The sequence below is a fragment of the Streptomyces sp. TRM68367 genome (assembly GCF_014495685.1).
Taxonomy (GTDB): Bacteria; Actinomycetota; Actinomycetes; order Streptomycetales; family Streptomycetaceae; genus Streptomyces.
The window spans coordinates 52,895-64,858 of record NZ_JACTVI010000009.1; the positions used below are offsets into that span (position 1 = coordinate 52,895).

The 11,964-nt window shown below is 70.1% G+C and carries 7 protein-coding genes and 2 pseudogenes; 4 read left to right on the plus strand and 5 right to left on the minus strand.

The features are described 5' to 3' along the window. Window positions 1–15: 15 nt before the first annotated feature. Window positions 16–183 (minus strand): annotated as a pseudogene (locus H8R17_RS09350) (deoxyribose-phosphate aldolase); the annotation flags it as partial. Then, a pseudogene (locus tag H8R17_RS09355) lies at window positions 183–344 on the minus strand (PfkB family carbohydrate kinase); the annotation flags it as partial. The pseudogenes H8R17_RS09350 and H8R17_RS09355, both read right to left, overlap by 1 nt. Before the next feature lie 550 nt (window positions 345–894). On the opposite strand from H8R17_RS09355, the gene H8R17_RS09360 reads away from it, so the two are divergent. Further along, complete coding sequence (locus H8R17_RS09360) at window positions 895–1,095, plus strand: AlpA family transcriptional regulator (protein WP_187822680.1); 201 nt, start codon at window positions 895–897, stop codon at window positions 1,093–1,095. 260 nt (window positions 1,096–1,355) lie between these two features. Here the strand turns inward: H8R17_RS09360 and H8R17_RS09365 are convergent, their stop codons facing one another. Continuing rightward, window positions 1,356–2,399 carry a zinc-dependent alcohol dehydrogenase family protein gene (locus H8R17_RS09365; RefSeq protein ID WP_187822681.1) on the minus strand — a complete coding sequence of 348 codons (1,044 nt, stop codon included), beginning with the start codon at window positions 2,397–2,399 and terminating at the stop codon, window positions 1,356–1,358. A 188-nt stretch (window positions 2,400–2,587) separates the two neighbouring features. Here H8R17_RS09365 and H8R17_RS09370 point away from each other — a divergent pair, with 188 nt between their 5' ends. Continuing rightward, complete coding sequence (locus tag H8R17_RS09370; RefSeq protein ID WP_187822682.1) at window positions 2,588–2,827, plus strand: heavy-metal-associated domain-containing protein; 240 nt, start codon at window positions 2,588–2,590, stop codon at window positions 2,825–2,827. Between the two features lie 55 nt (window positions 2,828–2,882). Beyond that, complete coding sequence (locus tag H8R17_RS09375; RefSeq protein ID WP_187822683.1) at window positions 2,883–5,186, plus strand: cation-translocating P-type ATPase; 2,304 nt, start codon at window positions 2,883–2,885, stop codon at window positions 5,184–5,186. A 753-nt stretch (window positions 5,187–5,939) separates the two neighbouring features. On the opposite strand, the gene H8R17_RS09380 is transcribed toward H8R17_RS09375, so the two are convergent. Together H8R17_RS09380 and H8R17_RS09385 are read right to left on the minus strand one after the other, a co-directional pair. Beyond that, complete coding sequence (locus H8R17_RS09380; protein ID WP_187822684.1) at window positions 5,940–7,229, minus strand: citrate synthase; 1,290 nt, start codon at window positions 7,227–7,229, stop codon at window positions 5,940–5,942. Window positions 7,230–7,471: 242 nt separating this feature from the next. Further along, on the minus strand, window positions 7,472–9,799 hold the full coding sequence (locus tag H8R17_RS09385; protein ID WP_187822685.1) for an ATP-dependent RecD-like DNA helicase: 2,328 nt from the start codon (window positions 9,797–9,799) through the stop codon (window positions 7,472–7,474). An 831-nt stretch (window positions 9,800–10,630) separates the two neighbouring features. Between H8R17_RS09385 and H8R17_RS09390 the strand changes: the two genes are divergently transcribed. Next, complete coding sequence (locus H8R17_RS09390) at window positions 10,631–11,911, plus strand: mannosyltransferase family protein (protein ID WP_187822686.1); 1,281 nt, start codon at window positions 10,631–10,633, stop codon at window positions 11,909–11,911. Window positions 11,912–11,964 lie beyond the last annotated feature (53 nt).

The following is an 11,964-nucleotide window of genomic DNA, read 5'->3' on the forward strand; positions in this document are numbered from 1 at the left end:
TCACAGCAGTCCTACGGCGGTGGACTCCAGGGTGGTCAGCGAGCCCGGGTCGGCGTAGTCGATGCGCAGCAGCAGTTTGCCCGCGTCGAAGCGGAGCCGTTCGATGTCCTCGGCGCGGTGGCCGGTGAACCGGTCGTCGAGTTCGAAGGGGGCGCCCTGGAGGCCGCCGCGGTTCATCGAGCCACCGCGGTACGGCGGCCGAGGCGGGCGGCGGCGACCGCCACGTTGCTGTCCGAGCCGCCGAGGAACTTGCCGAAGGAGGTGACCCGCGGCAGCGGCACGCCTGTCTGCAGCGGATACAGGTCCACCCCGATCCGCCCCATGGTGATCAGGTCGTACGTCATCGGCTCCCCTTCGCTCACGCGGCCCTCCCGGCTTTGTAGTCCTGTGTGTGAAGCCCCGTCAATGTTTTGTCCGGACATTCGGACGAGATCTTGACAGCGCTTTCCAGACCTGGGGGCCGGCCGGCGCGTGAGATGCGTACCGGCTGGTCGAAGCCCAGCGCATCAGCAGGACCTCGATGCCCGATAGGCGTCCGTCGTGCTCGCCGACCGCCCTGGGCGGCCTCGCATACAACTCAACGACCCTCGCCCCGCCTCGCCTCGCCTTGCCGCCGAACGCCCCTCCCCTTGCCACCAACCAGCCCCACCCGTCAACGCGCCACGCCGGCGAGCCGGCGTACGCCTTTGCGGTATCTGTGTCACAGACACCCCCTTCGTGTCACACATGTCGCGTGTACGCGGGTCTTCCGTCACACCCGGCGCACAGGCCCTGCCCTCACGTCACGCTCCGCCGTTCACCGGACACAGGGTTTTTGATCGCCAGCGCAGCGCCCGGCTTCCCCGGACGGCCGCCCCCGGCCACCGCCGCGGCGCGCGCAGGAAGGTGCGTCTCATGACCGACCACAGGCTCTGGTCCTACAAGGAGATCGCGGTACACATCCGGGTGCAGCCGGACACCGTGCGCTCGTACCGCAAGCACGGCCTACTGCCCCCACCCGACCTGGTGGAGGGAGGCAAACCCTTCTGGTACGCGGACACGGTCCGGGCGTGGGTCGCCTCAAGGCCGGGCAACCGCCGGCGTCGGCAGGCTTGATCGCCCCCTTGATGCGTCTTGAACCCCCCTCGGTCAGGCCTGGTTCGCGTGCCGGTCCTGCGGCGTCGTTGCGCACGCGGATCGCGACAGCTCCCGCAACATCCGCGCCCGCGCGTGGGAGTTGTGGCGACGCGGGGTCCAGTCAACGGTCCCACCACCGCGCCAGCGGGACAGGGCCGGACGCAAACGCAGCGTCACCGCCAGTGATGCCCGTTGTGCAAGCCGGGGACTTTGGTCCCGGGTCGTTGCCCCCCGGGCTTTCACGACCAGGGCTCGATCACCGTCACCCCCGCCCCCGGCGCCGCCCCCATCGCCGCCAGCGCCGGCGGCACCGCGGTCAGCGGGATCGTGGCGGTCACCAGGAGGTCGGGGCGCAGGACGCCGGAGCGGACCAGTTCCAGCATCGGCGGGTAGGTGTGCGCGGCCATGCCGTGGCTGCCGAGCAGTTCGAGTTCGAATGCGACGGCGCGGGCCATCGGGACGGGTGTCGTCCCCGTCGGCGAGGGCAGCAGGCCGACCTGGACGTGCCGGCCGCGGCGGCGCAGTCCGTTCACTGAGGCGGCGCAGGTGGCGGGCGAGCCGAGCGCGTCCAGGGAGAGGTGGGCACCGCCGCCGGTCACGTCGCGGACCGCCGCCGCCGTGTCGCAGGTGCGTGCCGCGTCCACGCCCTCCGCCGCCCCGAACTTCCGCGCCAGATCCAGCGCCCCCTGCGCTACGTCGACGGCGACCACCCGCGCCCCCGACGCCGCCGCGATCATCACCGCCGACAGCCCCACGCCACCGCACCCGTGCACGGCGACCCACTCCCCCGCCGCCGCCCGGCCCTGCTGCACCACCGCGCGGTACGCCGTCGCGAACCGGCATCCGAGCGAGGCGGCCGTCGCGAAGGACATGCCGTCCGGGACCGCGACGAGGTTCACGTCGGCGTGGTCCAGCGCCACGTGCTCGGCGAAGGAGCCCCAGTGCGTGAAGCCGGGCTGGGTCTGCCGCTCGCACACCTGCTGGTCGCCCGCCGCACAGGCCGCGCAGCCGCCGCACGCGCACACGAACGGCACGGTGACCCGGTCGCCGGGCCGCCAGCCGGTGACCCGGTCGCCCACCGCCTCGACGACACCGGCGAGTTCATGCCCGGGCACATGCGGCAGCGCGATGTCCGGGTCGTGGCCCTGCCAGCCGTGCCAGTCGCTGCGGCACAGCCCGGTCGTCTCGACCCGCACCACCACCCCGTGCTCCGGGGCTCGCGGATCTGCCACGTCCCGCACCTCGGGCGCCTCCCCGAACCGCTCGAACACCACCGCCCGCATGCGCCGCCGCCCTCCCCGCCAGGCCCTGTTTGGCTCATCCGCCTCTCGTGGCGGAACGTTATCCCGTGCCCAATGCCGTCCCCTTTCCCGGAGCCCTTCTTGGATTTATACCCCCTAGGGGTACAATCGGGTCACGGTGGGCCCTGGCGGCCCCCTCACCCTCACACGCCTCGACGAGGAGTAACGACATGAGCGTCCAGACCGGCGCCCCGGGTTCCGTCACAACCGTCTACAAGGTCAGCGGGATGAGCTGCGGACACTGCGAGGGCGCCGTCTCCGGCGAGCTCTCCGAGCTTTCCGGCGTCAGCTCCGTGCAGGCCGTCGCCTCCAGCGGCGAGGTCACCGTCGTCTCCGCGGCCCCGCTCGACGAGGAGGCCGTACGCGCCGCCGTCGACGAGGCCGGCTTCGAGCTGGTCGGCAAGGCCTGAGGCACACGTCCCGAAGACTTTCGGGCACCCCCGAAGACTTTCCGGGAGTCCGGACATGACCAGCACCACCACCGCACAGCCGGCCACCGACGGCACCGCCCCGGAGCTGTCCGAGGTCGAGCTCCGCATCGGCGGAATGACCTGTGCCTCCTGCGCGGCCCGCGTCGAGAAGAAGCTCAACCGGATGGACGGCGTCACCGCCACGGTGAACTACGCGACGGAGAAGGCCCGCGTCGCCTACCCGGCCGGGACCGAGGTCGCCGACCTGATCGCCACGGTGGTGAAGACCGGGTACACCGCCGAGGAGCCCGCACCCGCGCGCGAGGAGACGGCACCGGCCGCCCAGGAGGACCCCGAGCTGTCGGCGCTCCGCGTGCGCCTGACCGTCTCGGCGCTGCTCGCCGTGCCCGTCGTGCTGCTGGCCATGGTCCCGGCCCTGCAGTTCGACAACTGGCAGTGGCTCTCCCTCACCCTCGCCGCCCCCGTCGTCGTCTGGGGCGGCCTGCCCTTCCACCGGGCCGCCTGGACCAACGCCCGGCACGCCGCGGCCACCATGGACACGCTGGTCTCGTTCGGCACGCTGGCCGCGTTCGGCTGGTCCCTGTGGGCGCTGTTCCTCGGCGACGCGGGCATGCCCGGTATGCGGCACGGTTTCGACCTGACCGTCTCCCGGGCCGACGGCGCCTCGACGATCTATCTCGAAGTCGCCACCGGCGTCACCGCCTTCATCCTCCTCGGCCGCTTTCTGGAAGCCCGCTCCAAGCGGCGTGCGGGCGCCGCGCTGCGGGCGCTGATGGAGCTGGGCGCGAAGGACGTGGCCGTACTGCGATACGAGGAGAGCGAGCTCGAAGCGCTCTCGGGCGAGGGCGGTGACCGGGGACGGACGGGTGGCCGCGAGGTGCGGATACCGGTGGAGCGGCTGGCGGTCGGCGACTGGTTCGTCGTACGGCCCGGGGAGAAGATCGCGACCGACGGCACGGTCGTCGAGGGTGCCTCCGCGGTGGACGCCTCGATGCTCACCGGCGAGTCCGTGCCCGTCGACGTCACCGTCGGCGACGCCGTCACCGGCGCCACCGTCAACGCCGGGGGCCGGATCGTCGTAGCAGCCACCCGCATCGGCGCCGACACCCAGCTCGCGCGGATGGCCAGGCTGGTGGAGGACGCGCAGAGCGGCAAGGCCGAGGTGCAGCGGCTCGCCGACCGGATCTCCGCGGTCTTCGTCCCGGCGGTGCTGCTGATCGCGGTCGGCACGGCCGGGGCGTGGCTCGGCCTGACCGGCGACCCGGCCGCCGCGTTCACCGCGGCCGTCGCAGTGCTGATCATCGCCTGCCCGTGCGCCCTGGGACTGGCCACGCCGACCGCGCTGATGGTCGGCACGGGACGCGGGGCGCAGCTCGGCATCCTCATCAAGGGCCCGGAGGTGCTGGAGTCCACGCGCCGCGTCGACACGGTCGTCTTGGACAAGACCGGCACGGTCACCACGGGCCGGATGACCCTCCAGGAGGTGTACGCCGCCGACGGCGCCGACGAGAAGCAGGTGCTGCGGCTCGCGGGCGCCGTCGAGCACGCCTCCGAGCACCCCGTCGCCCGCGCGGTCGCCGCCGGCGCCGAGGAGCGCGTCGGACGACTCCCGGAGGTCGAGGGGTTCGAGAACGTCCCCGGGCGGGGCGTACGCGGGCGTGTGGAGGGGCGTGAGGTGGCGGTGGGGCGCCTCTACGACACGCTGCCACGCGAGCTGGCCCGCGCCAGGGACGAGGCCGAGAGCGGCGGACGTACGGCCGTCGTCGTCGGCTGGGACGGGGCGGCACGCGGTGTCGTCGCCGTCGCGGACGCCGTGAAGGACACCAGCGCGCAGGCGGTGCGCGAGCTGCGCATGCTGGGGCTCACGCCGGTGCTGCTGACCGGGGACAACCGGACGGTGGCCGAGGCGGTGGCCCGGCAGGTCGGCATCGACCAGGTGATCGCCGAGGTGCTGCCCGAGGACAAGGTCGACGCCGTACGGCGGCTCCAGGGCGAGGGGCGGTGCGTGGCGATGGTCGGCGACGGCGTCAACGACGCGGCCGCGCTCGCCGTCGCTGATCTGGGTCTTGCCATGGGCACCGGGACGGACGCGGCGATCGAGGCGGGCGATCTGACGCTGGTGCGCGGGGATCTGCGGGTGGCCGCGGACGCGATCCGGCTGTCCCGCAGGACGCTCGCGACGATCAAGGGCAACCTCGTGTGGGCCTTCGGCTACAACGTGGCCGCGCTGCCGCTGGCCGCCGCCGGGTTGCTGAACCCGATGATCGCGGGCGCGGCGATGGCCTTCTCGTCGGTGTTCGTGGTGACGAACAGCCTGCGGCTGCGGACATTCCGGTGAGTCGGAAGCCAGGGCTCCTCTGGAGTCCTGCGCGAGCCTCACATAAGCTCTTCACAAGGCTCGCGCATCATCCTTACGCTTGGGTCCCGTCAGTTGAATCCGGGCCCTTGCGTACCTAAAGGACATATGCGAGAGACGCAGATCACAGTGATATCAACGTAACCATCGAAGGGGTTCGAAGGTCTAAGTTGACGATGTCGGGAAGCGTCTTGGGGGGCGCTGACCGGCACCTGGAGATGTCTTGGGGGACTTCTCCAGAGGTGCGTTGCCGGGACACGTACACCGGGAAGCTTTGAGCGGCCCTCCCTACGTGTGCTGTCCCGGCAGACCGCACAACCCTGAGTACGGCGAGTTCCGCTCGTTCTGCTCAACCTGTTGAACAGCGATTCAGGCGCTGCGTCCTCAGACGCCCGGCCGGATCCCGTGGGGGGAATCCGCACCGGGACACGGGAAGGCGCCCTGGTCGTCGGCCCGTGGGGGGACCGGCGCTCCAGGGCGCCTTCTGTTTTGTCCGGTCACACCAGCACGGGTACGGCCACGCAGACATGCGCGCGGCGAACTCGAAGGCCCCGCAGACTCGTGCCCGACGACACGCGAAGGCCCCGCACGCGACGCTGCGCGCACGGGGCCCCGCGAGTCCTGCTCAGGGAACACCGCACCCGGCGCCGAAAAGACCCGGCCGACCGGCCCCCGAGCCGGAACAAGACGGCCCAGCGACGGGGCACCAGTGGCGGCACCCCTCACCGGCAGGTGTCAGCGCTTCTCGACGGGAACGAAGTCCCGCTGCACCACGCCCGTGTAGATCTGGCGCGGGCGGCCGATGCGGGAGCCCGGCTCCTTGATCATCTCGTGCCACTGGGCGATCCAGCCCGGCAGCCGGCCGAGGGCGAACAGGACCGTGAACATCTCGGTCGGGAAGCCCATGGCCCGGTAGATCAGGCCGGTGTAGAAGTCGACGTTCGGGTAGAGGCTGCGCGAGACGAAGTAGTCGTCGGAGAGCGCGTGCTCCTCCAGCTTCAGGGCGATGTCCAGCAGCTCGTCGGACTTGCCGAGGGCGGAGAGCACGTCGTGCGCGGCGGCCTTGATGATCTTGGCGCGCGGGTCGAAGTTCTTGTAGACCCGGTGGCCGAAGCCCATCAGGCGGACGCCGTCCTCCTTGTTCTTCACCTTGCGGATGAAGGAGTCGACGTCACCGCCGGCGTCGCGGATGCCCTCCAGCATCTCCAGCACGGACTGGTTGGCGCCGCCGTGCAGCGGGCCCCACAGGGCGTTGATGCCCGCGGAGATCGAGGCGAACATGTTCGCCTGCGAGGAGCCGACCAGGCGGACCGTGGAGGTCGAGCAGTTCTGCTCGTGGTCCGCGTGCAGGATCAGCAGCTTGTCGAGGGCGGAGACCACGATCGGGTCCAGGTCGTACTCCTGCGCGGGGACCGAGAAGGTCATACGCAGGAAGTTCTCGACGTACCCGAGGTCGTTGCGCGGGTAGACGAACGGGTGGCCGATCGACTTCTTGTACGCGTACGCCGCGATCGTCGGCAGCTTGGCGAGCAGCCGGATCGTGGAGAGGTCGCGCTGCCGCTCGTCGAACGGGTTGTGGCTGTCCTGGTAGAACGTGGACAGCGCGGAGACGACCGACGACAGCATGGCCATCGGGTGGGCGTCGCGCGGGAAGCCCTTGTAGAAGTTCTTGACGTCCTCGTGCAGCAGGGTGTGCTGCGTGATGTCGTTCCGGAACGCGGTGAGCTGGTCGACGGTCGGCAGCTCGCCGTTGATCAGCAGGTACGCGACCTCCAGGAACGTGGAGCGCTCGGCCAGCTGCTCGATCGGGTAGCCGCGGTACCGGAGGATCCCCGCCTCGCCGTCGAGATACGTAACGGCGGATTTGTAGGCGGCGGTGTTGCCGTAACCGCTGTCCAGCGTCACCAGACCGGTCTGGGCGCGGAGCTTGCCGATGTCGAAGCCCTTGTCACCGACGGTGCTGTCGATCACCGGGTAGGTGTATTCGCTGCCGTCGTACCGCAGTACTACAGAGTTGTCGCTCACGTCTTCCCTCACCGACGTTGTGCCTCATCTTCGAGGTGCCCTGACTGTCTCTACCATCCCCCACTTGGCTCAGGAGAGTGCACTCGGGGTCGACCATCGGGCCTATTGGCGGCACTGAGTGCCGCCAACTAGCTCATCCTGCCCCCTGTGTTCCCCGTCTGGAAGTGTCTTGTGACCTTCGCGACGCATTTGATCGATCATGTTTGCGTGATGCGCGTCACAGTGCGTCCGTCAGGTGTCCCTCAGTCACCCAGGGGACGCGGAGCGAGCCTGAAGTCGAGGGCCGTACAGCGCCGGCCCGCCGACACCGTGCGCACCGCCTGTCCTATCGCCTTGCGTGAGCCGACGAGGACGACCAGCTTCTTGGCGCGGGTGACCGCCGTGTAGAGCAGGTTCCGCTGGAGCATCATCCAGGCGCTCATGGTGACCGGGATGACCACCGCCGGATACTCGCTGCCCTGGGAGCGGTGGATGGTCACGGCGTACGCGTGAGCCAGCTCGTCCAGTTCGTCGAATTCGTACGGAACCTCCTCGTCCTCGTCCGTCAGCACGGTGAGGCGCTGGTCGACCGGGTCGAGCGCGGTGACCACGCCCACGGTGCCGTTGAAGACACCGTTCTCGCCCTTCTCGTAATTGTTGCGAATCTGGGTGACCTTGTCGCCGACACGGAAGACCCGGCCGCCGAACCGCTTCTCCGGCACGTCGGGTCGGCCGGGGGTGATGGCCTGCTGGAGCAGGCCGTTGAGCGTGCCCGCGCCGGCGGGGCCCCGGTGCATGGGCGCCAGCACCTGGACGTCCCGGCGCGGGTCGAGGCCGAACTTCGCCGGGATCCGGCGGGCGGCGACGTCCACGGTGAGCCGTCCGGCCTCCTCCGTGTCGTCCTCGACGAAGAGGAAGAAGTCCTTCATACCGTCGGTGACGGGCGGCTTCCCGGAGTTGATCCGGTGCGCGTTGGTCACCACCCCGGACTGCTGGGCCTGGCGGAAGACGCGGGTGAGCCGGACGGCGGGCACGGGGCTGCCGTCGGCCAGCAGGTCCCGCAGGACCTCGCCGGCGCCGACGCTGGGCAACTGGTCCACGTCCCCCACGAACAGCAGGTGCGCCCCAGGCGGTACGGCCTTCACCAGCTTGTTGGCCAGGAGCAGGTCCAGCATCGACGCCTCGTCGATCACCACCAGGTCGGCGTCCAGCGGCCGGTCCTTGTCGTAGGCCGCGTCGCCGCCGGGCTTGAGCTCCAGGAGGCGGTGGACGGTCGAGGCCTCGGCCCCGGTGAGCTCGGCCAGGCGCTTGGCGGCGCGGCCGGTCGGGGCGGCCAGCACGACCTTCGCCTTCTTGGCCCGCGCCAGCTCCACGACCGACCGGACCGTGAAGGACTTGCCGCAGCCGGGACCGCCGGTGAGGACGGCGACCTTCTCGGTGAGCGCGAGTCTCACGGCCGCCTCCTGCTCGGGGGCCAAATCCGCGCCCGTACGCCCCTTCAGCCAGCCCAGCGCCCTGTCCCAGTCCACCTGCCGGAAGCCCGGCATCCGGTCCTCCTCGGTGCGCAGCAGGCGCAACAGCTGGGCGGAGAGGGAGAGTTCGGCCCGGTGGAAGGGCACGAGATAGACCGCCGTGACGGGTTCTCCCGCCCGTCGCCCACCACCCTCAGCGGAAGCCCTTCGGGCGCCCCTTTTGTCGTCCGGTCCCGGCACCTTCTCCCGTACGACGCCGGGGTCCTCGCCGTCCTCCGGGACCCGGGACAGCTCCGCCAGGCACTCGATGACCAGCCCGGTGTCGACCTGCAGCAGCTTCACCGCGTCCTTGATCAGCTGCTCCTCGGGCAGGAAACAGTGCCCCTGGTCGGTGGACTGCGACAGCGCGTACTGCAGGCCCGCCTTGACGCGCTCCGGGCTGTCGTGCGGGATGCCGACCGACTGGGCGATCTTGTCGGCGGTGAGGAAGCCGATGCCCCAGACGTCGGCCGCCAGCCGGTACGGCTGGTTCTTCACGACGGAGATCGAGGCGTCGCCGTACTTCTTGTAGATGCGCACCGCGATCGACGTGGACACCTCGACGGTCTGAAGGAAGAGCATGACCTCCTTGATCGCCTTCTGCTCCTCCCAGGCGTCGGCGATCTTCTTGGTGCGCTTGGGTCCGAGGCCGGGGACCTCGATGAGCCGCTTCGGCTCCTCCTCGATGATCTGGAGGGTGTCCAGGCCGAAGTGCTGTGTGATGCGGTCGGCGAAGACCGGGCCGATGCCCTTGACCAGGCCGGAGCCGAGGTAGCGGCGGATGCCCTGGACGGTGGCGGGCAGGACCGTCGTGTAGTTCTCCACGTGGAACTGCTTGCCGTACTGCGGATGCGAGCCCCACCGGCCCTCCATGCGCAGGGACTCGCCGACCTGGGCGCCGAGCAGCGCGCCGACGACCGTGAGGAGGTCGCCGCCGCCTCTGCCGGTGTCGACCCGGGCGACCGTGTAGCCGTTCTCCTCGTTGGCGTATGTGATGCGTTCGAGGACGCCTTCGAGCACGGCGAGCCGCCGCTCCCCGCCGTCGGCCCGAGTCGCCCCGGTCTCCGCCTGATTGGACATGATCCGACGCTACCGCCCCGGTCCGACAGTCCGGGGCGGAGACGAGGAGGCCGGGCCGGTCGTCCCGGGCCGCGGCGAGGGACCCGGCGGGCGTTTGAAAAGATTTCATGAAACCAACCGGTCAGTACATGAACAACGACTCATATTTTCACGAGCAATCCACAATTGAAGCTGCGAAGCTTTACACTTCAATAATCCAAATTGTCGCTTTCTGCTGCCTTTCACATGAGAGGATTCAAGGGACTCACCGAGAGGAGCGGACGCGATTCCGGAGGCAGCTCGGTAACCGCGCGAAGGGGGCGCCTGACGTGCCCCGATGCGCGACGGCGGCGCGCAGGAGCACCGCAGGGCCGCGTCGACGGCTGGCACCGGAGGCCCGTTCCGCATGGCCTGGTCGGTGACTCTTTCCCGGTCGGCCCCACACCCTACTGCCTCCAAGCGGAATCCGGCCCTTGGAGGTCACCCCCCACCGATCCATGCCCGGAGCAATCGCGATGTCACTGCCTCCACAAAGCCGGAATGACGATGTCAGCGCGACCCCTCGACCCCATGCGCGTGCGTACGCTGCAGGGGTCTTTCTCGTCGGCTTCTGCTTCGCCATCACGCTCAGCCTCCTCGCGATCTCCCCGGTGATTTCGACCAGCCACTCGACCGTGGCCCCGGGACCTTCCGCACCGGACGCGGGCACCCTCGAAACTCCCCCTCTGCACCGCATACAGAATCCCGAGTCCCGCCCTTATCCGAGCCCCGGCCCGGGCTGACACCCGCCTGCCCGGGAAAACGAAAGCGCCGGACCTGCACATATCGAAGCAAGAAATGTGAACCCCCCACATGCCGTCACATCCCTGCCTCGCCCAACAGAACATTCCCGACCAGCGCGACAAGCCGGCCGAAGGCGCGGCCCCGCCCCCTGCCGCCGGCCCGACACCCCCTGATCCGGCCCCGCGCACCGAACCGTCCGACGCTGCGCCGCCGGCGCTGCCGTACCGGAAACAGCTGCACCACCTCGCCCGCGCCGTGCGCTTCCCCCTCGGCGTCTACGCGGCATCGCTCCTGCTGCACCTCGTGACGCTGGCCGCGATGAACCCGCCGAACGGCCCGGGGGTCCGCGACCGGCTACTGACCTGGGACGCCCAGTGGTTCCTGGACGTCGCCCAGCACGGCTACGCCCGGGACTTCTCCTTCACCGCGGACGGGCTCAGCGGCAGCAACCTGGCGTTCTTCCCGGCCTACCCGTTCACCATCCGGGCCGTGCACACCGTGACCGGGCTCAGCTACGAGACCGCCGGGCTCGTCGCCTCCCACCTCGCCCTGACAGCCGCGCTCATATGCGTCCACCGGCTCATGCTGCGCCTGTACGACCGGCGCACCGCGCACATCGCGACCGTCCTGGTGGCCTGCGCCCAGCCGATGGCGCTGGTCTTCCTCATGGCCTACAGCGAGTCCCTGTTCCTCGCCCTTGCGGCCGGCGCCCTGCTGGCGATCCACCGCAAGGCCTGGATGACGGCGGGCGTGCTCACGCTGCTCGCCGGTCTTACCCGGCCCGTCGCCGTCGCCCTGATCGTGGCCCTGGGCGTCGCCGTCCTGCTGCACATGCGCCGGGAGTGCCGCGTCACCTGGCGCCCGCTGACCGCCCTGCTGCTGTCCTACTGCGGCACGCCCGCGTACCTGATCTGGGTGGGGGTGCGCACCGGGCAGGCCGACGCCTGGTTCCGGATCCAGGAGGCGGGCTGGGGCACCCGCTGGGACAACGGCGCCGCCTTCACCCGCTTCCTCGTCGAGACCGTCAGGCAGGGCGGCGGCTGGGTCGCCGTCAGCACGGCCGTACTGGTCCTCGCCCTCGTCGCCGCCACCGCGCTCGCCTGGTACGGCAAGACCTGGCCGCCGCTGGCGGTCTACGGCACGGTCATCCTCATCACCACGCTCGGGCAGAGCAATTACTACCACTCCAAACTGCGCCTGGTGATACCCGCGCTGGTCTTCCTCATTCCCGCCGCCCGTGCCCTCGCCCGCGTACGGACCACCACCGCGATCGTCACTCTGGCCGTGGCCTCGCTTTTCGGCTGCTGGTACGGCGCCTACATGCTCACGGTCTGGCAGTACGCCATTTAGAAATCGCCCCCGCGGGCAGAAGCCTCCCGCAAGAAAAGGCTCAGAAAAACAGC

Bases quoted from the DNA above. Each gene is read 5' to 3' on its own strand.
- H8R17_RS09360 (WP_187822680.1), top strand. From the start codon at position 895: ATGACCGACCACAGGCTCTGGTCCTACAAGGAGATCGCGGTACACATC.
- H8R17_RS09365 (WP_187822681.1), bottom strand. From the start codon at position 2,399: ATGCGGGCGGTGGTGTTCGAGCGGTTCGGGGAGGCGCCCGAGGTGCGG.
- H8R17_RS09370 (WP_187822682.1), top strand. From the start codon at position 2,588: ATGAGCGTCCAGACCGGCGCCCCGGGTTCCGTCACAACCGTCTACAAG.
- H8R17_RS09375 (WP_187822683.1), top strand. From the start codon at position 2,883: ATGACCAGCACCACCACCGCACAGCCGGCCACCGACGGCACCGCCCCG.
- H8R17_RS09385 (WP_187822685.1), bottom strand. From the start codon at position 9,799: ATGTCCAATCAGGCGGAGACCGGGGCGACTCGGGCCGACGGCGGGGAG.
- H8R17_RS09390 (WP_187822686.1), top strand. From the start codon at position 10,631: ATGCCGTCACATCCCTGCCTCGCCCAACAGAACATTCCCGACCAGCGC.